General features: G+C 70.8%; 24 protein-coding genes. 12 read left to right on the forward strand and 12 right to left on the reverse strand.

Going from position 1 to position 21350, the window contains the following annotated elements; translation table 11 throughout:
- Positions 1–55: 55 nt before the first annotated feature.
- The 8 genes from AC3RX1_RS04330 (at position 56) to AC3RX1_RS04365 (ending at position 7839) form a co-directional block, all read left to right on the forward strand.
- Positions 56–820 carry a helix-turn-helix transcriptional regulator gene (locus tag AC3RX1_RS04330; RefSeq protein WP_491500014.1) on the forward strand — a complete coding sequence of 255 codons (765 nt, stop codon included), beginning with the start codon at positions 56–58 and terminating at the stop codon, positions 818–820.
- A gap of 193 nt (positions 821–1013) precedes the next feature.
- Positions 1014–2183 (forward strand): ABC transporter substrate-binding protein, encoded by a 1170-nt coding sequence (locus AC3RX1_RS04335; RefSeq protein ID WP_491500015.1) that lies wholly within the window; start codon positions 1014–1016, stop codon positions 2181–2183.
- Between the two features lie 24 nt (positions 2184–2207).
- Positions 2208–4010: an ABC transporter permease gene (locus AC3RX1_RS04340; protein ID WP_491500016.1), complete on the forward strand. Its 1803-nt coding sequence runs from the start codon at positions 2208–2210 to the stop codon at positions 4008–4010.
- Positions 4007–4897, forward strand: coding sequence for an ABC transporter ATP-binding protein (locus AC3RX1_RS04345; protein ID WP_491500017.1), 891 nt, complete (start codon positions 4007–4009; stop codon positions 4895–4897). The genes AC3RX1_RS04340 and AC3RX1_RS04345 overlap by 4 nt, the downstream gene beginning before the upstream one ends.
- A complete protein-coding gene (locus AC3RX1_RS04350; protein WP_491500018.1) occupies positions 4894–5622 on the forward strand; it encodes an ABC transporter ATP-binding protein in 729 nt (242 codons plus the stop codon). Before AC3RX1_RS04345 ends, AC3RX1_RS04350 begins: the two co-directional genes overlap by 4 nt.
- Entirely contained in the window at positions 5619–6650 is a 1032-nt protein-coding gene (locus tag AC3RX1_RS04355; RefSeq protein ID WP_491500019.1) for a putative FMN-dependent luciferase-like monooxygenase, read from the forward strand. The genes AC3RX1_RS04350 and AC3RX1_RS04355 overlap by 4 nt, the downstream gene beginning before the upstream one ends.
- A complete protein-coding gene (locus AC3RX1_RS04360; RefSeq protein WP_491500020.1) occupies positions 6643–7230 on the forward strand; it encodes a CMD domain protein in 588 nt (195 codons plus the stop codon). Before AC3RX1_RS04355 ends, AC3RX1_RS04360 begins: the two co-directional genes overlap by 8 nt.
- A complete protein-coding gene (locus AC3RX1_RS04365; RefSeq protein ID WP_491500021.1) occupies positions 7231–7839 on the forward strand; it encodes an alkylhydroperoxidase domain protein in 609 nt (202 codons plus the stop codon).
- A gap of 202 nt (positions 7840–8041) precedes the next feature.
- On the opposite strand, the gene AC3RX1_RS04370 is transcribed toward AC3RX1_RS04365, so the two are convergent.
- The 4 genes from AC3RX1_RS04370 to AC3RX1_RS04385 form a co-directional block, all read right to left on the reverse strand.
- Positions 8042–8407, reverse strand: a complete 366-nt coding sequence (locus AC3RX1_RS04370) for a fluoride efflux transporter FluC (RefSeq protein ID WP_491500022.1) — start codon at positions 8405–8407, stop codon at positions 8042–8044.
- A gap of 43 nt (positions 8408–8450) precedes the next feature.
- Positions 8451–8876 (reverse strand): fluoride efflux transporter FluC, encoded by a 426-nt coding sequence (locus AC3RX1_RS04375; RefSeq protein ID WP_491500023.1) that lies wholly within the window; start codon positions 8874–8876, stop codon positions 8451–8453.
- Positions 8867–9376 carry a universal stress protein gene (locus tag AC3RX1_RS04380; protein WP_491500024.1) on the reverse strand — a complete coding sequence of 170 codons (510 nt, stop codon included), beginning with the start codon at positions 9374–9376 and terminating at the stop codon, positions 8867–8869. Before AC3RX1_RS04380 ends, AC3RX1_RS04375 begins: the two co-directional genes overlap by 10 nt.
- Positions 9377–9458: 82 nt before the next feature.
- Positions 9459–10046: a TetR/AcrR family transcriptional regulator gene (locus AC3RX1_RS04385; RefSeq protein WP_491500025.1), complete on the reverse strand. Its 588-nt coding sequence runs from the start codon at positions 10044–10046 to the stop codon at positions 9459–9461.
- 100 nt (positions 10047–10146) lie between these two features.
- Here AC3RX1_RS04385 and AC3RX1_RS04390 point away from each other — a divergent pair, with 100 nt between their 5' ends.
- Genes AC3RX1_RS04390 through AC3RX1_RS04400 form a run of 3 tightly spaced genes read left to right on the forward strand, consistent with a single transcriptional unit; the run spans position 10147 to position 12088 of the window.
- The gene (locus AC3RX1_RS04390) at positions 10147–10743 is read left to right on the forward strand and encodes a DUF6230 family protein (RefSeq protein ID WP_491500026.1); all 597 of its coding nucleotides are present in this window, start codon (positions 10147–10149) and stop codon (positions 10741–10743) included.
- The gene (locus AC3RX1_RS04395; protein WP_491500027.1) at positions 10734–11315 is read left to right on the forward strand and encodes a DUF6114 domain-containing protein; all 582 of its coding nucleotides are present in this window, start codon (positions 10734–10736) and stop codon (positions 11313–11315) included. The genes AC3RX1_RS04390 and AC3RX1_RS04395 overlap by 10 nt, the downstream gene beginning before the upstream one ends.
- Positions 11312–12088, forward strand: a complete 777-nt coding sequence (locus tag AC3RX1_RS04400) for a hypothetical protein (protein ID WP_491500028.1) — start codon at positions 11312–11314, stop codon at positions 12086–12088. The genes AC3RX1_RS04395 and AC3RX1_RS04400 overlap by 4 nt, the downstream gene beginning before the upstream one ends.
- A gap of 2 nt (positions 12089–12090) precedes the next feature.
- Here the strand turns inward: AC3RX1_RS04400 and AC3RX1_RS04405 are convergent, their stop codons facing one another.
- The 3 genes from AC3RX1_RS04405 to AC3RX1_RS04415 form a co-directional block, all read right to left on the reverse strand.
- Positions 12091–13116, reverse strand: a complete 1026-nt coding sequence (locus tag AC3RX1_RS04405; protein ID WP_491500029.1) for an EamA family transporter — start codon at positions 13114–13116, stop codon at positions 12091–12093.
- Between the two features lie 31 nt (positions 13117–13147).
- On the reverse strand, positions 13148–14437 hold the full coding sequence (locus AC3RX1_RS04410) for a serine hydrolase domain-containing protein (RefSeq protein WP_491500030.1): 1290 nt from the start codon (positions 14435–14437) through the stop codon (positions 13148–13150).
- 363 nt (positions 14438–14800) lie between these two features.
- Positions 14801–16159, reverse strand: a complete 1359-nt coding sequence (locus AC3RX1_RS04415) for an ATP-dependent DNA helicase (RefSeq protein WP_491500031.1) — start codon at positions 16157–16159, stop codon at positions 14801–14803.
- 82 nt (positions 16160–16241) lie between these two features.
- Here AC3RX1_RS04415 and AC3RX1_RS04420 point away from each other — a divergent pair, with 82 nt between their 5' ends.
- A complete protein-coding gene (locus AC3RX1_RS04420; protein ID WP_491500032.1) occupies positions 16242–17414 on the forward strand; it encodes a hypothetical protein in 1173 nt (390 codons plus the stop codon).
- 83 nt (positions 17415–17497) lie between these two features.
- On the opposite strand, the gene AC3RX1_RS04425 is transcribed toward AC3RX1_RS04420, so the two are convergent.
- The 5 genes from AC3RX1_RS04425 to rpmB all read right to left on the reverse strand — a co-directional run bounded on the left by AC3RX1_RS04425 (position 17498) and on the right by rpmB (position 21073).
- Positions 17498–19489 carry a bifunctional copper resistance protein CopD/cytochrome c oxidase assembly protein gene (locus AC3RX1_RS04425; RefSeq protein ID WP_491500092.1) on the reverse strand — a complete coding sequence of 664 codons (1992 nt, stop codon included), beginning with the start codon at positions 19487–19489 and terminating at the stop codon, positions 17498–17500.
- A 182-nt stretch (positions 19490–19671) separates the two neighbouring features.
- Positions 19672–19959, reverse strand: a complete 288-nt coding sequence (locus tag AC3RX1_RS04430; protein WP_491500033.1) for an HU family DNA-binding protein — start codon at positions 19957–19959, stop codon at positions 19672–19674.
- A gap of 397 nt (positions 19960–20356) precedes the next feature.
- Positions 20357–20662 (reverse strand): 30S ribosomal protein S14, encoded by a 306-nt coding sequence (gene rpsN, locus AC3RX1_RS04435; RefSeq protein ID WP_491500034.1) that lies wholly within the window; start codon positions 20660–20662, stop codon positions 20357–20359.
- Between the two features lie 4 nt (positions 20663–20666).
- Complete coding sequence (gene rpmG, locus AC3RX1_RS04440; RefSeq protein ID WP_292847558.1) at positions 20667–20837, reverse strand: 50S ribosomal protein L33; 171 nt, start codon at positions 20835–20837, stop codon at positions 20667–20669.
- Complete coding sequence (gene rpmB / locus AC3RX1_RS04445; protein WP_039402457.1) at positions 20837–21073, reverse strand: 50S ribosomal protein L28; 237 nt, start codon at positions 21071–21073, stop codon at positions 20837–20839. Before rpmB ends, rpmG begins: the two co-directional genes overlap by 1 nt.
- Positions 21074–21350 lie beyond the last annotated feature (277 nt).

A 21350-nucleotide genomic window follows, 5' to 3' on the forward strand; every position in this document is an offset into this window, starting at 1 on the left:
GGGATGCGTCACCAGACGGCGCTGGTACTGGTACTGCGAGTACTACCCTGGGAAGATGTCCGACCCCCGTCGCCAGGAGCTCGGCGCGTTCCTGCGCTCACGCCGCGAACGGCTCGACCGCCGCGCACTCGGCCTTCCCCCGGCGGCGCGGGGCCGCACGAGTGGGCTGCGCCGCGAGGAGGTCGCCGTCTCCTCCGGGGTGAGCATCACGTGGTACACGTGGCTCGAGCAGGGCCGCGACATCCATCCGTCCCGCCAGGTGCTCTCCGCCGTGGCCGACGCGCTGCGGCTGACGGATGCCGAGCGCCGGTACGTCCTGTCCCTGGCCGGCTACGCGCCCCCGCGCCCGGCGCGCGTCGAGCCGGCGCCGGCGCACGTGCAGCGGCTCATGGACGCCCTGCCGGATCCCGCCTATGCCCTCGCACCCGACTGGGGGCTCGCGGGATGGAACGCCGCGTACGAGCGGCTGTATCCGCGCATCGCCGACGCGCCGGCAGGCGAGCGGAACCTCCTCTGGCTCGTGTTCACCGATCCGTACGTGCGCACGCTGCTCGACGACTGGGATGTCACGAGCCGGCGCTTCCTCGCCGAGTTCCGCGCCGAAGCGGTGCGAGAGCCGGAGGTCGCCCACCTCGTGGCGGCGCTGAGCGAGGCGAGCCCGGAGTTCCGCGCCGGTTGGGAGTCGTATGACATCGGCGGATTCGAATCGCGCGAGCGGGTCTTCCACCTGCCCGACGGCTCGAGCGTGACGTACGAGCACCATCAGCTGCGGCCGTCCGACCGACCCGATCTGCAGATCGTCCTCTACACCCCGATCTGATCTCGAGCGGCTGGACCTCCACTACACCCGGCCCCCCGGTCGTCGCTCGGCGTGCGCCCCCGCGTGACACCGCATGACGACGCAAACGGTCACACGACGTCGTCCAGCGTCACACGGCGTCGCGGTGCGACACACACGAGCAGACCTTCGCCGTGTCCTGGCACGGTGTGGGAACACCCGAGAAGGAGTTCCCATGTCACGCATCATCCGACGCACGCTGCTCACGACCGCCGTCGCGGGTCTGGCCGTCATGACGCTCGCGGGCTGCAGCCTCGCCGGCGCCGATGCCGCCGACCGCGGCTCCGACTCGGCGGACAGCACCGTCTACTTCGGCGTCTCCGCCGCGCAGACCGGCCAGTACGCACAGTACGGCGAGCAGTTCAAGCAGGCGTTCGACCTCGCGGTCGAGCAGGTCAACGCCGCCGGCGGCATCAACGGCCACCCCGTCGCCCTGAAGTACGAGGACTCGCAGTCCGATCCGAAGCAGTCGGTCACCGTCGCGCAGAAGTTCGTCAGCGACTCCGACGTCGTGCTCGTGTTCGGCGACTACTCGTCGGCGGCGTCCATCCCCGCCTCCCCCATCTACACCGCCGGAAAGCTCCTGCAGTACGGATTCAACAACTCCAACCCGGAGTTCACCGACAAGGGCACCGAGTATCAGTGGTCGAGTTCGACTACGACCAGCGACAGCTACGTGTGGACGGCCGACTACATCAAGAAGCAGGGCGTCGACTCGGTCGGCCTCACGTACCTGAACACCTCGGACTGGGGCATCCCGGCCTACCAGGCGTTCAAGGCCGAGGCCGACAAGATCGGGCTGAAGGTCACCGACGCGGAGGCCGTCGACCCGACGTCGGACGACTACCGCCCGTCGCTCACCAAGGCCGTCGCCGGTCACCCTGACGCGTTCGTGCACATCGGCTATGGTCCCGACGCCGCGAAGCTCGTCACCCAGCTGCGCGCGATCGGCTACGACGGCACGTTCTACGGCGGCCAGGACGAGCAGTCGTTCGACGAGACTCCTGACGCGGAGGGCGCGGTCATCGGGGCGCAGTTCATCGAGACCAGCACCGATCCCGCCGTGCAGGCGTTCGTGAAGGCGTTCAAGGCGAAGTATCCGAACGACGCCGACGTGACGAACTTCGAGGCCGGCGCCTACGACGCGCTGAACATCGCCGTCGCGGCGGCCAAGGCCGGCGGCACGACGCGAGCCGGCATCCTCAAGGGGTTCTCCGAGATCAAGGACGTGCCGAGCGTCGTCTACGGGAAGATCACGTTCGACCCGGCCACGCGCCGCATCCTGAACCCGCAGTTCACCCCGACGATCCTCAGCGACGGGAAGTGGGTCGCGTACAACGGCTGAGCCGGCGGCGCTGACACAACGCACATGCTCGATACTCTGATCGCCGGCCTGCTCCGGGGGAATGTGTACGCCCTCGGAGCGGTCGGTGTCTCCCTCGTGTTCGGCGTCATGAACGTCGTCAACTTCGCCCAGTTCTCGTTCTTCGGACTCGGCGCGATGCTCGCGTGGTTCTTCGTCGTCAAGCTGGAGCTCTCGTTCTGGATCGCGCTGCCGCTCGTCCTCGTGATCTGCTCGGCGCTCGGGCTCGTCATCAACATCTCGGTGGTGCGGCCGCTGGCGAAGTACCTGCCGCTGGCCGCCATGCTGTCGACGTACGCCGTCGCGCAGATCCTCGACAGCGCTTCGCAGCTCGCATTCACGGCGCAGTTCCGGGTCTTCCCCGAGGTGCTTCCCACCTCGAATCTGCACATCGGCAACATGCGCGTCGGCACGTCCGACATCGTCATGCTCGGCGTCACCGCCGCCGTGATGATCGCGATGTCGCTGTTCCTCAAGTACGGCAAGACCGGCAGGGCGATCCGCGCGACGGCGCAGGACCAGGAAGCGGCCCTGCAGATGGGCATCCCGGTCGGACCGGTGCAGAACCTGTCGTTCGTCATCGCCTCGGCGCTCGGGGGGCTCGCCGGCATCTTCTTCTCGCTGTACATCGGGGTCGTGAATCCGACATCCGGTCTCAACATCGGAATGACGTCGTTCGTGGCGGCCACGCTCGGCGGGCTGGGCTCGCTCGTCGGGGCCGTGATCGGCGGATTCGTCCTCGGCATCTTCGAGGCATTCGGGATCTACGCGTTCGGCGATGCCGCCCGCCAGATCATCGTCTTCGTCATCCTGATCGTCGTGCTGATCGTGCGCCCCGGCGGCCTGCTCGGCAAAGTGCCGCTCATCTCCACCGAGCCGCTCACCGGCACGTTCCTCGGCAAGGGGCGGCCGCTGCGCATCCCCCGCTGGGTATGGTGGGCGGCGCTCGGGGTCGGCGGCGTCGTCATCCCGCTCGTCGCCGACAACTACCTCCTCACGACCGGCACACAGGTGCTCATCTACGCAATCGTCGCGGCGGGCTTCACGGTCACGGCGGGGCAGGCCGGCGTTCTCGCACTCGGCCAGGCGGGCCCGATCGCCATCGGCGCCTACACCTCGGCGGTGCTGAGCGTGTACGCGCACATCCCGTTCTGGGCGGCGCTCCCCCTCGCCGGGCTCGCCGCCGCCGTCATCGCGTCGGTGCTGGCATCCCCCATCTGGGGCGTGAAGGGGCACTACATCTCGATCGCGACGCTCGGCCTCGGGATCGCGATCGTCGCGGTCATCCAGCTGCTGGCGCCGCAGGCGATCTACGACATCCCGGTGCCGCAGTTCGCCGGCATCCCGCTGAACACTCCCCTCGCGTACTACCTCATCGACTTCGTTCTGCTGATGCTGACGCTGCTCGTGATGTGGCGGCTGCGCCGCTCGCACCTCGGCCGGGTCATCTCATCAGTGGGCTCCGACGAGGTGGCCGCCCTCGCATCGGGCGTGCGGGTGCGCGACTACAAGGCGCTCGCGTTCGCCGTGTCGGCGTTCTTCGCGGGAGTGGGCGGTTCGCTGCTGGCCCACCAGTACACGTACATCGACACGACGATCTTCACGATGCTGATGTCGCTCCTCGTCGTCACGATCGTGATCCTCGGCGGGATCAGCCTGCCGTACGGCGCCGTCGTCGGATCGATCATCCTGATCGGCGCGATGGAGCTTCTGCGCTTCGCTCCGGAGTGGCGGATCATCGTCTACGGCCTCGTGCTCATCCTCGTGGTGCGCTTCCGGCCGGGAGGGATCCTGGTGAGGAACTCATGAGTCAGGCACTGCTGGATGTCGCGGATCTCGAGCGCCACTTCGAGGGGCTCAGGGCCGTCGACGGCATCTCGTTCCGCGTGGCCGCCGGCGAGGTCGTGTCGATCATCGGCCCGAACGGCTCGGGGAAGACCACGACGCTGAACCTCGTGACCGGGGCGCTGCGCCCGAACGGCGGGACCATCACGCTCGACGGCGCGCGCATCGACCGGGCCCGCAGCGTCGACATCGCCGAACACGGCATCGCGCGCACGTTTCAGAACGGCCGGGTGTTCGCGACTCTCTCGGTCGCCGACAACATCGAGGTCGGCCTCCACCCCACGCTGCGTGCGCACCGGCCGTTCCGCGGGCTGTCGCACGTGTTCCTCCTGCGCTGGATCCCGTTGCTTGGCGAACTCTTCGTGGCGCTGTTCGGCACGCCGGCAGCACGGCGCGAGCGTGCACGGATCGACGCGGTGATCGAGACCGAGATCGACCGGTTCGAGGCACGCCTGGGGCCTCGGCGCGACGAACCTGCCTACACGCTCAGTTACGCGAACCGCCGACGCACCGAGATCGCCCGCGCTCTCGCCCTGGGTCCCAAGCTGCTGGTGCTCGACGAGCCCACGGCCGGGATGAACCAGTCCGAGACGGCCGAGGTGCTCGCCCAGCTGCTGGAGCTGAAGGCCGAGGGGCAGACCATCCTGCTCGTGGAGCACAAGCTCGACCTGGTGATGACGGTCTCCGACCGCGTGATCGTGATGGACGGCGGACGGATCATCGCCGAGGGCGACCCGCAGTCGGTGCGGCGTGACCCGGCGGTGATCGAGGCGTACCTCGGGCGGCGGCGGCACGACGACGCCGACCAGCCGGCCGGCGCCGGCCGCGTCGACGGAGAGGCTGCCGAGTGAACGCCCTGCTCGCCGTCGACGCCGTCGACGTGTACTACGGACCCTTCCATGCACTGCGCGGCGTGTCGATCGAGGTCGGCGAGGGGGAGATCGTGTCGCTGCTCGGCGGGAACGCGTCGGGGAAGTCGACGACGATGAAGACGATCCTCGGGCTCAACCGGGTCAAGGCGGGGACGATCTCGTTCGCCGACGACGACATCACGCACCGTGCGACCGCCAAGCGCATCCGCTCGGGGATCGCGAGCGTGCCGGAGGCCCGGCGGGTCTTCCCGCAGATGACGGTGGACGAGAACCTCTACGCCGGTGCCCACACCCGGCGGGACCGCGCCGGCATCGCGGAGGACATCGAGCGGATGCGTGCGCACTTCCCGCGTCTCGCCGAACGGCGCCGGCAGGAGGCGGGCACGCTGTCGGGCGGCGAGCAGCAGATGCTGGCGTTCGCTCGAGCGCTGATGAGCCGGCCACGCCTCATCTGCATGGACGAGCCCACGATGGGGCTCTCGCCGAAGCTCGTCGACCAGGTGCTCGACGAGATCGCGCGTCTGAACTCCGAACTCGGCGTCGCCGTGCTCCTCGTCGAGCAGCAGGCCGAGCTCGCCCTGTCGATCGCGAGTCGAGGGTACGTCCTCGCGACCGGAGAGATCGCCGTCACCGGCTCCGCGCAGGAGCTGCTCGGCGATCCGAGGATCCAGGAGGCGTACCTGGGAAAGAGCGGTGACCGATGACCGAACGACAGCGACTGGGCTTCTTCACGCGGGTGCTCGACGACGTGCCCGCCGCCGAGCGCTACCGCCTCGCACTCGCGCAGATCTCGGCGGCGGAGTCGGCCGGCTTCGACACCGCGTGGGTCGCGCAGCATCACTTCCACGAGGCGGAGGGCGGGCTCCCCTCGCCGTTCGTCCTCCTCTCGCAGGCGGCGCTGCTGACCTCCCGGATCGTGCTCGGCACGAGCATCATCACCCTTCCGCTCGAGGCCCCGCTGCGGGTGGCGGAGGATGCTGCGGTGCTGTCGCTGCTCTCCGGCGGCCGGCTCGAACTCGGGGTGGGCAGCGGAGGCACGCCGAGCTCGTTCCCGCCGTTCGGCCACGACCCGAAGGACCGCCCCGCGATCTTCGCCCGTCATCTCGACCAGCTCACCTCCGCGCTGCGCGGCGACGTGCTGACGAGCGACGGCGGTGCGCTGTACCCGGCGGCGCCCGACCTCGTCGACACGATCTGGCAGGCGACGTTCTCGCCCGAGGGCGCCGCCCGCATCGGCGCCGCCGGCTCGGGCCTCATGCTCTCCAAGTCGCAGCCGCACACCGTCGGCAGCGGATTCTCGGCGCTCGCCGACACGCAGCGCCTCGTCGTGGACGCCTACCGCGAGAACCTCCCCCCGGCGATCGCACCGCGGGTCTTCGCATCCCGCAACCTCGTCGTGGTCGACGACGACGCGACCGCCGAACGGCTCCTCGAGCGCGGGATCGACCGCTCGAGGACGGGCGCGCGCATCTTCGGGATCGACATCCCGGCCGATGCCGGCACGCACGAGCTGCGCACGCTGCTCGATCTGCACGTCGGCACTCCGGAGCAGATCATCGCCGAGCTTGCAGAGGATCACGTGCTCGCCGATGCGACCGACATCGTGTTCCAGGCGCATCCGGTCGATCCTCCGCACGAGCTGCTGCTGCGATCGATCGAGCTCATCGCGACCGAGGTGGCTCCGGCACTCGGCTGGCACCCCGCCGCGAGCCTCCAGGAGAGCCATGTCTGACCTCATCGACACGCTCGTGGGCGCGGCGCCCGGAAGCGCGCTCGACGACCTGCGCCGCAAGCGGCCGGTCGCCCGCGGCGACGCGCAGACCACGTACGACGCGCTCATCACGGATCCGGCCGACCTGCAGCGCGCGAGCGCCGTCGAGCGCGTCGCGATCGGATACTGGGTCGCGGGGCTCAGTCGCGCCGAGCAGCTCGCACACCACTACCGCGGGCTTCTCGCCGACCTCGACGCATCCGTCGCCGACGCGATCGACGTCGCGCTCCCCGCGGCGACGACCACCGGGCCGTACGGCGCGTACCCCGAAGGACCGCTGAGCGTCGAGGACGAGGAAGGGCTGCGCTTCACTGCGGCTCTGTCCCTGCGGGATGCCGTCGGCGAGCGCCTCGCCGCGGCGCTCGAGCACGCGCATCTGCTCACGTTCCGGCCACGCGACGCGAGCCCCGACGCGCTGCAGGCGCTGCTCGACGCGGGCTGGAGCACCGACGGAGTGGTCACCGTGTCGCAGCTCGTGGCCTTCACTCATTTCCAGCTGCGCGTCGTCGCGGGACTCGGCGCCCTCAAGGAGGCGATCTGAATGGCAGAACAGGTGATCCGCTACCCCGATCTCGTGCCGCCGAACGCGTTCACGCAGGAGGAGCTCGGCTGGGTGCCGTGGCTCGAGCCGAAACCCGTCGAGGAGCTGACCGACGACGACTACACGGCCCTCGTAGAGCGGTCGCGGGCCGGGAGCCCGTACTTCCGGCTGCTCGTGCGCGACCCGGTCGTGCTCGGCGCCCGCACGCGCGCCGACAACGACATCTTCTACAACACGGATGCCGGTCTCGCGCGCGCCGAGCGCGAGCTGTCGGCGGCGGCGACGTCACGGACGAACGGATGCCTCTTCTGCGCGAGCGTGCACTCTCGCTTCGCGTCGCTCCAGGCGCCGTCGCGGCGGGATGACGTGCAGCGTCTGCTCGACCTCGGGATCGACGGGGAGCAGGACGAGCGGTGGACGGCGATCGTGGAGGCCGCGGCGGCGCTGACCGCGACGCCGACGCACTTCGGCCGCGCGCACATCGATGCGCTGCGCGCCGTCGGACTCGACGACCAGGCGATCGTCGACGTCGTGCAGAGTGCTGGGTTCTTCAACTGGGCGAACCGGCTCATGCTCTCGCTGGGCGAGCCCACGCCGCCCGCCTCCTGACGCGTCGCGACGCGACGCCAGCGCCCCCCGACCGCTCGTCGCACGGACCCCGCAGGGACCGCTCACCTGTCGCAAATCGACCTTCCCCGTGCGAAGGAAGGTCGATTTGCGACAGGGGAACGGTCCGGCCGGCGCGGCGAGGGTCCGGCGCGGCGACCGGGCAGGCGGGGCGATGGCGCGGCGCGGCGGGGGCGGCGCGCCCTCAGGCGAGGGAACCGAGCCAGAGGCCGAGGGCGGCGGCGGCGAGGGAGAGCACGAGCATGCCGAACGCGTTCAGGGCGGCCGCACGCCATCGCCCCGCCTGCGCGAGCCGCACGGTCTCGTAGCTCGCCGTCGAGAACGTCGTGTACCCGCCGAGCAGACCGGTGCCGACGATCGCGGCCCAGGGCCCGGCGACGAGGCCCGTGACGAGCCCGAGCAGGAACGACCCGGTCACGTTGATCACCGTCGTACCGAGCGGATACGGCACCCGTGTCCACGACTTCACCGCGCCGTCGAGCACCATCCGGCACGCCGCCCCCACGCCACCGGCAAGAGCGACCGCGAGCGCCACCCACAGCCCGCTCATCCCCGGCACCCGGTGCACGGGCAGCGTCGCGCACCGAACCCCGTCATGCGCCCGCTCCGCGCCGCGAGCGCGATCCGAGGGCGATTCCGGCGAGGGATGCGGCGGCTCCGACGAGCACCGTCGCCGCCGCGTACACCACCCCCATCCACATCCGGTCGGCCAGAAGCAGCCCGTCGGCGCCGACGGCGAACGTCGAATACGTCGTGAACCCGCCGAGCACCCCGGTGCCGGCGAAGAGCCGCCAGCCGCGCCGGGCACCGGCATCCGGCCCCGCAGCGGCGAGGAACGCGAGCAGCCACCCGAGCAGGAACGCCCCCACGACGTTGATCGCGAGGATCGTGAGCGGCACGCCGTCGGAATCCGGCAACGCGATCGAGAGGAGGAAGCGGGCGAGCGTGCCGATCGCGCCCCCGGCGACCACGAGCCCGAGCGACGACCAGCGCAGGTGCAGCGGCCGGGTCACTCCCACGGCAGCGGTCCGCCGTCGGTCACCGGATGCAGCGGCACGACGAGCACCGGACGGTGCTGCCGATGCGCGAGGTGCGAGGCGACCGAGCCCTGGAAGAACTCGCGCAGCGTCTCGCGCACCGTGGCATCGCGTGTGCCCACGACGATGTAGCGGGCGCTGACGGCGTCCGCCAGCCGGCCGAGCGCATGGCCCGGGTCGCCGGCGAGCGCACGTCCGGTCCACGCCACGCCCGAGCCCGCGAGCAGGCCGTCGATGCGCGCGGCGAGGTCGGCATCGAAGTCCATCTCGCCCTCGTCGGGGAGATCCGGATCGATCGAGCGCGACACGACCGACCCGTCGAGATGCTCGCCGATCGTGTATCGCTCGAGGTCGACGTGGGCGCAGACGAGGTCAGCGCCCAGATCGCGCGCGAGGCGGGCCGCCTCGACGAGGACGGCGTCGGGCATGCCGGGCTGCACTCCCACGAGGATCACACCGCGGGTGCTGTCGTTCTCATCCACGGAACGTCTCCCTCCTCCGCTCGCTCGGTGCACCGCCATCGTCTCACGTGCGGTCGGTCGTGCCGGGTAGCGGCATCCGTCATCACCGCACTGCCTGGACGACGCCCGCGGCCGATTTCTCCAGGAACGCGACGATGTCCTCGACCGGGGCGCCGCCCTCGACGACGAGCTCGACGAGGGCCTCTTCGGCGAACCCCACCCACGACCGCAGCGCGACGCGCAGCAGCGAGCTGTCGGGCACGCCGAGCTCCAGGTACACGTCGAGCAGGCGCTGTGCGTTCGCGGCCCGCGATTCGTCGAGCACCGCGCGCACGGCAGCGTCGCCGCTCGCGACACCGCGCACGAGCGAGTAGAACGTGCCGCGGTGGTCGCGCACGAATTCGACGATCCGCGTGAGCGTGTCGCGCATCCGCTCGTCGGGGGGCAGTTCGGGTCGCGGCTCGCTCGCGCGCAGCAGACTGTCGCGCGCCGTGGCGACGACGTCGCGGTGGAGCCCCTGGCGGGACCCGAAGTAGTGGAACACGAGCGCCCGCGACACGCCGGCCTGCTCGGAGAGCGTCTCCATCGTGAGCTCGTCGATCGGACGATCGGCGAGGAAGTTCACGCCGAGCGCCACGAGCTGCGCACGACGCTCATCGGGCGTCAGCCTCCGGCGACGGGGCGCGGACATGAAGAAAGCCTAATCCCCTCCTTGTTGACTGATTGTCAATTGTCTCTAGGCTCGGGGACGGGCGCGACACCGCCGTCGCCCCGTCGAAACAGGAGGCACGATGAAGTTCCGCACCTTCGCCCGCTCGCACGGCGGACGGGTCGCTCTCACCGCGATCCCCGTCGCCGCGGCCGTCACGCTGCTCACCGCCGGCGTCGCCCAGGGCGCCGTCCCGGTGTCGTTCGCCGTGTCGGGCAGTCAGTTCCAGATCGGTGCATCGCTGCTGGAGGGCGAGGGCTTCTCGCAGTACTCCGGCGTCGCCAAGGACACGAACGGCCACGCGCACCCCGTCGCCATCGCGAACATCAAGAAGGCGACGCTGCACGACCTGTGCCAGGCGGTCTCGACCGACACCCCGCTCGGCAAGGTGGGCGTCAAGATCACCGCCGGCGGCGGCGACAACCCCGCGACGGCGAGCGACCTGCAGATCGGGATGACGGGGCTCAAGGGCGACGCATCCTTCAGCACGATCCGCATCGGCGTCGACGCCTCCACCGTCCACACGAGCGCCAAGGGCACGGCCGGCGACTTCGCGCAGGACGCCGACACCGTGACGATCAAGGGCGTGCAGCAGACCGCCTGGAGCACGCAGGCGTCGGTCTTCACCCTGAACGGGATGAAGGTCGCGCTGACCGACGGGTCGAAGGGATGCTTCTGAACGGCACGCGCCGGCGCCCCGAGGCCGTCGGGTCGGGCTTCGGCGGGTGGCGCCGGGCGCGGCCGTTCATCGGCGGACTGCTCACGATGCTCGCGGGCGTCGAGATCTTCCTTTCGAGCCAGCTCGACCTCGCCAACATCCGCATCCAGCTCGGCATCGAGGGGTTCCAGGCCACGGTCATCCCGATCGCGCTGCTGCTCCTCGGCGTCCTGGCGATCCTCATGCCCGCGCATCACGTGTTCTACGGAGTGCTCGTGCTCGTCGTCGCCGTCTACTCGCTCGTCGGCGTGAACCTCGGCGGATTCGTGGTGGGCATGCTGCTCGGCTGCATCGGCGGCATCCTCACGGTGGCGTGGCTGCCGCGTGCTGCGCGGGTCGCGAAGGCTGAAGAGACGGATGCCGAGGCCCCAGAGGCGGATGCCGCGGCCGGGCGGGAGGAGGGCGTGACGGATGCCGCGGCCGGCGCGGAGCACGGTGTGCCGGCCGATGCCGACGCGCTGGGGAACTCGAGAGCGTCGACGGATGCGGCCCCGACCTCCCGCCGCGACGCCACGACGGGCCCGGTCGCATGACGCGCCGGCGCATCCTCCTCCTCGGGGCGGCGGCGTTGGCGGCCGGATGCCTCGCGGTGGGCGGTGGCATCGCCGCGCCGGCTCCCGCGTCGGCGCAGCTGTGCATCCCGATCATCCTCCCGTGCCCCCGGCCGGGTACCACCCCGGGCCCCACGCCGACCGGCACCCCCACGCCGACCCCATCCGTCCCCCTACCCGACGCTCCCGGCATCGCGGTGCCGCCGGCGCCGGGGGCCGGGGAGGACCCGGCGACTCTGGGTCTCGGTGCGGACGACGACGGAGCTTCGAAGGGAGAGGTGCCGAAGACCGAGACACCGAAGGCCGAGGCGATCCCCCTGAAGCTGCTGCCGAAGGACGACAGCATGGTCTTCACGCAGCCGCCGGCCCAGCTCGGTGTCACCTCTCTCTCGTTCACCGGGCTGAAGGGCATCGCGCCGGTCAGCGTGCGGCTCGCCGACGGCACGCGCATCGCCGCGCTGCGCCTGCGTGCCGAGAGCATCACGATGGACGGCTTCTCGCTCACCGTACGCGCCGAGACCGGGCCGAGTCTCGTCACGAAGGCCGACCGCATGGCGCTGCGCGGCGACGTCTCCGTCTACGTGAACTCGCTCACCGCGACGACCTCGAACGGCAGATCGCTCACTCTCGGCGCCGATACTCCCCCGCCGAAGGACGGCGTCACCCCGACGCTGCTGCGCGTCACCCTCGGCCTGGTCGGCTCGCGCGCGGACCAGATCGTCTACACGAACACCGATCAGAAGCTGGGCGACTGACCTCACGCCATCGGCTCGGCGAACGGCTCCTCCGGGTCGCGCCGCGGGGGCGGCAGCGAGACCGGGCCGGTGAGCGGCCCGTTCAGGATCGCGAGCGGACCCGTCGGATCGGCGATCATCGCATCCGGCGCGGCGAGCGGCGCCTCGTCGGGCTCCCCCTCGCGACGAGACGACTCGGCGACGCCGGCCCGCACGGCGCCGACGCCGGCGGCGATCACGAGGACGATGCCGGCGAGCTCGAGCGGCGTGAGCAGCTGTCCGAGCAGGACGAGACCGGCGAGTGCGGCGATCGCGGGCGACATGCTCATGAGGATCGCGAACGTGGATGCGTGCAGCCGGCGCAGCGCGATGAGCTCGAGGGCGTACGGGATCGTGCTCGACAGCAGCGCGACCGCCGCGCCGAGGCCGAGCACCTCGGGCCGCAGCAGAGCGGCACCAGCCGCGGTGATGCCGAACGGCAGCGACAGCAGCGCGCCGATCGACATCGCGATCGCGAGTCCGTCGAGCCGGGGAAAGCGCCGTCCGACGCGCGCGGCCGCGAGGATGTAGAACGCCCAGCTCGCCGCGGCGCCGAGTGCGAACAGCACGCCGAGCGGGTCGAGCCTGTCCCATCCGCCGCCCCCGAGGCATACGACCCCGCCGAGCGCGAGGGCGGCCCACAGCCAGGCCGACGCGCGGCGGCTGACGACGATCGAGAGCACGAGCGGCCCGAGCACCTCGATCGTGACCGTGACGCCGAGCGGCAGGCGGCTGAGAGCAAGGTAGAAGAGCCCGTTCATCAGGGCGAGCACCGCCCCGTACACGAACACCGCGCCCCAGTCGACGCGGGAGTGCCCCCGCAGGCGGGGACGGGCCAGCACGAGCAGCACGGCAGCCGAGAACACGAGGCGCAGCATCACCATCCCGAGCGGACCGACCTGCGGGAAGACCAGCACGGCGATGGCGGCGCCCGCATCCATGCAGATCTCGCCCGCGACGACGAGCCCGACCGCCGAGAGGGCCGCGGCGCGTCCGCGCGGCACGCGCATCAGCACACCTCGAGCACGCGGGGGGCGCCGTTCACTTCTTCGCCGCACAGATCGCGGTCTTCGCGATCAGGGCGTGGTACTCCTCGGCCGTCCACGGAAGGCCCACCGCAGGGGCCTTCTGCCCGGAGGCGGCGGGCGCCTTCGAGCCGATCGCGGCGAGTTCGCGCGCGAGGTTCAGGATGGCGCCGCGGCCGGCAGCGGAGTTGTTGAGCACGACGGCCACGGTCAGCCCGCTGGTGGGGTCGGAGAACGCGGCGGCGAGGTAACCGGGCGACGACCCGTACTGGCCGATGAGCGGACCCATCTGGATCGCGCCGCCCGCCGTGGTGAACCACGACGGCGAGGCCGGCGTGACGGGAAGCGGCGCGGCGAAGCGGTTCTTGTCCTTGACGAGGGTGCCCTGCGCGAGCGCCCGCGCGTACGCCGCGATGTCGTCGATGTCGGAGACGACACCGGAATCGGTGAAGCCGTAGCTCGCCGACTGCTCGGTCACGTCGGTCTGTTTGTCGCAGACGAAGGCGCCGTTCTTGTCGCGTGTGGTGAGGGCGAAGCCGTGCAGCGGGTCGGACGAGCCGACCACGGGCTCGGCCGGCGTCGGGCCCGGAAGGGCGGTGTCGCCCAGGCCGAGCGGCTCGAACACGGTCGAGCGGAGCAGCTCCGAGGCGCTCTTGCCGCTGGCGCGCTCGAGCGCGAGCCCGAGCAGGAGATAGCCCGCGTCCGACTCGCTGTACTCGGTGCCGGGGCGCACCTGGCCGCCGACGTCGCCGACGCCGTAGCCGACGAGTTCACGGGGGTCCCAGACGCGCTGCGGATTGCCGAGCTCGTTGTCGTCGAGCAGGCCGCGGTAGGTGCCGATGCCGCTCGTGCTGTCGCAGAGCGTCTCCAGGGTGACGTCGGTGAACTTCGGCATCCCCGCGACGTACTTGGTGACGCTGTCGCTGAGCTTGACGGTGCCGTCGGCGGCGAGCGCGTACAGGGCGTCGCACGTCATCGCACGGGTGATCAGGCCGGCGCGGAACGTCATGTCGGCGTCGACCGGCGTCTTGTCGCCCGGTGCCACGGTGCCGAGCCCCGAGACCCAGGAGCCGCTCCACGGCGCCCAGACGCCCGCGATCGCGCCCGACGAGCCGGTCGCCGCCATGGCGCCCTTCACCGCGTTCTCCATCTGCTCGCGCGTGTCGTCGGGGAGGTTCGTGCCCGATCCGGGCAGGGCGTGCGCGGCCGCGTCGGGCCCGGCGGAGCAGCCGGATGCCAGGAGGGCGAGCACGACGGCGGCCGCCGCCGCGGTGACGACGCGTCTGACTCCGGAGCGGACCAGCATCCTCACCCCCCGATGAACGTGCATAAGCATTCAAACACACGCCTCGCCGCCGCCCCGCGGCGAAGCGTCGTGTGACGCCGGATCTCAGCGCTCTCGGAGGAACGCCCCGTCCCGCTGGCGGCGCCGCGGTCACGGCTCCCGCTCGGGCCGGCCTCCGCCGGGACGAGAGGCTCCCCGCCCGGGCCGGGCTCCGCCGAGAGGAGGAGATTCGGCCCAGAGGAGGGGATTCCGAGCTCGATCGCCCTCCTCTCGGCCGAATCCCCTCATCTGGGGAACGCCGGCGGCGTGGCGGGCCGAGACGAGCGCGCCGGCAGGGACGAGCGCCGGCACGGACGTGTGCGCGAAGGCGGCGACGGGCCGGGTTCAGGATGCCGCGGCGCGCACCGCGGCCATGAACCGGCGCACGTCGGGGTCGACCTGGATGTCGCGGGGTCGCAGCGGGCGAGTGAGGTAGAGGCCGTCGAGCGAGGTGAGCCGCGACAGGGCGACGTACGTCTGACCCGGGGCGAACGCCCCCGAGCCGAGGTCGACGACGGCGCGGTCGTACGTCTTCCCCTGCGACTTGTGGATCGTCACGGCCCACGCGAGCCGCAGCGGGAACTGCGTGAACTCGGCGACGATGTCGCGGGTGAGCGACTTCGTCGACGGCTCGTACGCGTAGCGGAACTTCTCCCACACGGTCGGCTCGACGTCGTGCTCCTCGCCGTCGACGTCGACCCGCACCGATCCGCCGGCGATGCGGGTGACGGTGCCGATCGTGCCGTTGACCCAGCGCGGCGCCTCGCCGAACGACGCGGTGTCGTTGCGCAGGAACATCACCTGGGCGCCGACCTTCAGCTGCAGGTCGACGTCGGCGGGGTACGCGTCGCCGCGACCGAAGTCGCCGTTGATCTCGGCGACGGCGGTCTGCGACCGTCCGGGCAGGGCGTGGAGATGACGCTGGTTGATCGCCGTGACCCGGTCGTTGCGGGTGGCGAGCGTGATGATCGGCGGCTCGCCATCCGTCGGCTCCGGCGGCCTGCGCGCACCGGTGTCGTTGAGGATCTTGGCGATGTCCGCCGTCACGTGCCCGTGCCGCACGGCGTTGAGCATCGCCTTGAACCCGGCGTCGGACTGACGGTGGATCTCGCGCAGCTCGCGGATCTGCAGGTCGGCGCCGTGCCTCCCGATGTCGAGGATGCCCGACGCATCCGGCGCCTCACCCGCCCAGACGTGCGCGTCGAAGAACCAGAACGAGCGGTAGTGATCGTTGACGTAGCGCATCTCGTCGCCGCGCGGCGGCACCGGCGCCAGCTGGTACGGGTCGCCGAACATCACCACCTGCACGCCGCCGAACGCCTCCGCCCGGCGGCCGCGCGCGGTGCGCAGCGCGCGGTCGATCGCATCCATGAGGTCAGCGTTGACCATCGAGATCTCATCGATCACGAGCGTGTCGATCGCGTTGAGGAGCTTGCGCGTCGCGTCGGACTGCGGCTCGTCCTTCCTCCCGATGAGTCCGATCGGCAGCTTGAACAGCGAGTGGATCGTCTGCCCCTCGACGTTCAGGGCCGCGACCCCCGTCGGCGCGCACACCGCGATCTGCTTCTTCGTGTTCCACGCGAGGTGGTTCAGCAGCGTCGACTTGCCGGTGCCCGCGCGGCCGGTGACGAACACGTGCTCCCGCGTGTCCTCGATCAGACGGAACAGCGCCTCCTGTTCCGGGGACAGCGCGGGCGTGCTCACCCGTCCATGGTAGGCGGGCGCCGTGCGTCGCCGAGTGTCGCTCCACAGGGGAATCCCGGCAGGCTCTTCCTAGACTGGGGCGGTGGAGCATCAGGCGACGGGAGCGACGACGCGCGCGCCGCAGGCTCCGGACGCCGTGATCGCTCCGGATGCCGTCGGCGGTGCGCAGGCTGCCGACCTCTCGGAGGGCGTGGCGGACGGGGTGGAGGCCACCCCCGCCCGGCGCCGTCACCTGGGGCGCGACCTCACCGTCATCGGCCTGGTGTTCGTCCTGCTGCTCGGGGGGCTCGGCTTCGGCGGGTACGTCGCGTATCGCGAGCTCTACAGTCCCTCGGCGTTCGTGAAGCAGTATCTGTCGCTGCTGTCGGCTGGGCGGGCGGCCGATGCGCTGCACATTCCCGGCGTCGCCGTCGACCGATCGGAGCTCGACGCGGCCGGGCTCCCTGACAACGCGTCGGCGGCGCTGCTGCGCCAGGCGGCGCTCGCGCAGCTCAGCGACGTGAGCATCGACGGCGAATCGACGAGCGAGGGCGTCACCGAGGTCACGGCCTCGTACCGCGCCGGTGGTCACGCCGGCCGCACGACGTTCACGGTGACCCGCAACGGCCAGATCGGATTCGTTCCGACGTGGCGCTTCGCGCGCAGTCCGCTCGCCGTGATCGACCTCACGGTGCACGGCTCGATGTCGTTCGAGGTCAACGGCTTCCGCATCGACAAGCGCCAGCTGGCTCTCGCCGGTGCGCAGGTCGACCCGGCCGCCGCGGTGCCGATGCTCGTGTTCTCCCCGGGCGTGTACTCGGTGCGCGTCGACACGGCGATCTCCTACTCGCCGGGGGTCGCGGTGATCTCGGATGCGCCGCTGAAGAACGTCCCCGTGGAGGTGCAGACCGAGCCCACCGAGAAATTCGTCAAGGTCGTGCAGGACCGGGTGAGCGACTTCCTCAGCCAGTGCGCGACACAGCAGGTGCTGCAGCCCACCGGCTGCCCGTTCGGCTACCTCGTGCAGAACCGCATCGACGGTCCGCCGCAGTGGTCCATGGAGTCGATGCCGAAGATCACGGTCGAGCCGCACGGCGAGGACTGGGCGATCCCCCGGACGGAGGGCGTCGCGCACATCGTCGTCGACATCCGCTCGATCTACGACGGATCCGTGCGCCACGTCGACGAGGACGTGCCGTTCACGATGGTGGGCACGATCGACATCTCGCCGAGCGGCACCGCGTCGATCCGCGTCACGACTCCCGACGACGACTGAGGTCGGTTCGCCGCAGCTGGCGACCGCAGCGGCCGACGCATCCCGGCCCCCGGCTTGACAACCGCACGCCGCGCGCAGCCGCCTCAGATGCGGGCCTGGCGCTCGGCGTCGCGGGCGTCCTTCGCGGCCAGGGCGGCGAGGCGCGCGTTGTACGCGACGAGCTCGGCGTCGCCGGTGCGCTCGGCCTGCCGGTCGGCGCGGCGCTCGGCGCGGGCGTCGCTGCGACTCCACTGGATGCCGACCACGATCGCCAGGATGAGCGTCGGGATCTCTCCGATCGACCAGGCGGCGCCTCCGCCGACGTACTGGTCCTGCATCGGCGTCGCGCCCCAGGTGCGGCCCATCGCGCCGAACCAGTCGGCGAGCATCAGACCGGTCTGCATCATGATCGTGATGCCGAAGAACGCGTGGGTGGCCATCACCAGGATGAGCACGACGAGCCGCAGTGCGTACGGCAGCCGCGACGGCACCGGGTCGATGCCGATGAGCGACTGCACGAACAGGTAGCCCGAGATGAGGAAGTGCACGATCATCCACTCGTGCCCGAGGTGGTCGAACATCGCCCAGCGGAACAGGTCGGTGAAGTAGAACGCCCACAGCGACGCCCCGAAGATCACCGCCGCGACGATCGGGTTGGTGATGACCTTCGCGTAGGGGCTGTGCACCGCCCACATGATCCACTCGCGCGCTCCGCGCGTGCCGTCGCGCCGCTTGGCGATCGCGCGCAGCGCGAGGGTCACCGGAGCGCCGGGCACGAGCAGCACGGGGATCGCCATGCTGAGCAGCATGTGCCCCACCATGTGCACGCTGAACAGGTACTCCTGATAGGCGTTGATCGGCCCGCACGTCACCCAGAGCAGCAGCAGGAGGCCGAGGATCCAGAACACCGTGCGGTAGACCGGCCACTTGTCGCCGCGGCGGCGGAGGCGCCGCACGCCCGCGAGGTAGAAGAAGATGCCGAACGCGCACGCGACGAGCCACAGCAGGTCGATGCTCCACGCCGAGAACCACTGACCCATCGTGAGCGCGGGCGGCAGGGGCGCGCCGGTGAGGATCTCGGCAGGTGTCTCCGCGAGCGGCGTCTGCGCCCCGGCGGGCGGCGGGGTGCGGGCGAGAGCGGCCGCGGCGCCGCTCGCGATGCCCATGATGACGAGCTCGCCGAGCACGAGGGCCCAGAAGCGGCGGGATGCCGCATCCTGCCGCAGTCGGGAGATGAGGCGCGTGCGGTACACGGCGCCGAACAGGCCGAGGAGCAGGAGGGCGGCGCTCTTCACGAGCACGATGACGCCGTAGCCCGACGCGAGCCCAGCCCAGTCGCCGACGCCGACGGCCGCCCGGGCCACGCCCGAGACCGCGACCACGACGAACGCTGCGAGCGCGATCGACGAATACCCGGCGAGCGCGTCGGCCATCGCCGAACGGTCCATCGCCGGGCGGATCAGCACCATGAGCACCAGTCCGCCGAGCCACACGGCCGCCCCGAGCATGTGCATCACCATCGACGTGACGGCGATGTCGTGCGAGGCGAGGTCGCCGGAATGGCCCTGGGTGCCCATCGGCACGACCGCCGCGAGGGCGAGGCCCGCGGTGATGAGGGTCATCGTCCAGCCGCGCACGGCGAAGGTCAGCACCGTGAGCACCGCGCCGGCGAGCGTCGTGATGAGCCAGGTGCGGCCCGACTCGGTGGTGGTGAGCCAGCTGCCGAGCTGCGAGCCGAACGTGTTGTCGAGCCCGATCGTCGGGTTGAAGGTGAGGACGAACGTGAGGAAGCCGACGAGACCGGCCGCCACGGTGAAGACGCCGGCCGAGACGGATGCGGCGGTGAGCGCGATCTCCCACGGCTTCTCGCCGGGCTTGAGCGTGAACAGGGCGACGACGAGCGACCCGCACAGGCCCGCGGCCGAGAGGTTGACGGCCATCGTGACGAGCGGCAGGCTCCAGCGCACGCCGGGGCCCGGGTCGCCGAGCTGCAGCGGGGCCGCCCCGCCGCCGTACGCGAGGGCCCAGATCGCGGCGACCAGCGCTGCCGCCACGAGAAGCGCCGGACCGACGACCCGCAGCGCCCGCGCCGGGATGAGGCTCGCGGAGGCTCCGCGCGCCGGCGCGCCGGTGCCGTCGCGGGTGGGGGTCGGGATCACCCCTCCAGCCTAAGCGGCGCCGCCGAGTGTCGGCCGGGTCGGGACATGACGAAGGGGGATGCCGCAGCTGCGACATCCCCCTTCTCGGCATCGTCGGAACTGACGACGACCGAGGCTGCTTACTTGACGGCGGCCTTCAGCTTCGAGCCGGCGGTCACCTTGACGCGCTTGCCGGCCGGGATCTTGATCTCGGCGCCGGTCTGCGGGTTGCGGCCGGTGCGGGCGGCGGTGTCGACCTGCTCGAACGCGATCCAGCCCGGGATCGAGACCTTGCTGCCCTTGGCCACGGCCTCGGACACGGTGGAGAAGAGGGAGTCGAGAACGCCGGAGACGACGGACTGGCTCTGGCCAGTGGCGCTGGCGATGCTCGCGACGAGTTCGGTCTTGGTGATGGACTTGTCAGCCATGTGGGTGTGTCCTCCAGACGGCGGACATGCCGTCTTTCTCTACGGGAACCGAAGGACGTTTGCCCCCCGGTTGGTCAGTGCGACCGGGACGAATGTACCAAGATTCCGCGGAATCATGCGGATTTCCGGTGCTTCTGGCGCAACTTCCCCGGCGTGTCGCGTGGCGTCTGTGGCCAGTGCGACTGGAGTGACCGCGGTGACGGCTCCGCACCCACTCCCCGTCCCTCGTACCCAAATCCGCGAGGGTACAGCTGGTGGACGAGGGTACGGCGGTTTCCCACACCTTCGTCCACCAGCTGTACCTTCGCCGGCGGCGGCGCGATCGGCAGGCCGCGCGGGACGGCGAAGGCCGGCCCCGTGTGGGACCGGCCTTCGGTTCGATCGATGAGGCGAGCTGTTACCAGCTCGACTTGGTCACGCCGGGCAGCTCGCCACGGTGCGCCATGTCGCGGAAGCGCACACGCGAGATGCCGAACTTCGAGAGGTGGCCGCGCGGGCGACCGTCGATGACGTCGCGGTTGCGCAGACGCACCGGCGACGCGTCGCGGGGCAGCTTCTGCAGCCCGACGCGAGCGGCCTCGCGCTCCTCGTCGGTGGCGTTCGGGTCGATGAGCTGCTTCTTCAGCTGAGCGCGCTTCTCCGCGTAGCGGGCGACGACTTCCTCGCGCTGGTGGTTGCGCGCGATCTTGCTCTTCTTGGCCATGAGATCAGCGCTCCTCTCGGAATTCGACGTGCTTGCGGACGACGGGGTCGTACTTCTTCAGCACAATGCGGTCGGGGTTGTTGCGGCGGTTCTTCTTGGTCACGTAGGTGTACCCCGTGCCCGCGGTCGAACGCAGCTTGATGATCGGACGGACGTCCTGTGCCTTCTTGGCCATCAGAGCTTCACACCCTTCGCGATCAGGTCCTTCACGACCGACTCGATGCCACGAGCGTCGATCACCTTGATGCCCTTGGCGGACACGTTCAGGGTGACCTTACGGCCCAGCGACGGGACGAAGTAGGTCTTCTTCTGCACGTTCGGGTCGAAGCGGCGCTTCGTCCGGCGGTGCGAGTGCGAGATGTTGTGACCGAAGCCGGGAACCGCTCCGGTCACCTGGCACACTGCAGCCATGGTGATGTCTCCTTCTGTACCGTGACGCCGGACGGCGTCACCCAAGATCCCTTGTCTGCATTCCGGCCCACACCTCACACCGCCCGGATTTCACCGGTCGTTCGATGAGCGAAGAGAGTCGGAACGCGAACTGCGTGCTGGAGTGCGCGCAGACAAAGAGCGAGTCTATCACGCGTGGGCGTGTCGCCTTGACGGCGCGGGCGGATCAGGCGACGGATGCCGCAGCCGGCCACGATGTGGGGATGCCGCGCCGACGACCACCCCCAGGCCGTCGCGC

It is taken from the genome of Microbacterium altimontanum, assembly GCF_058349865.2.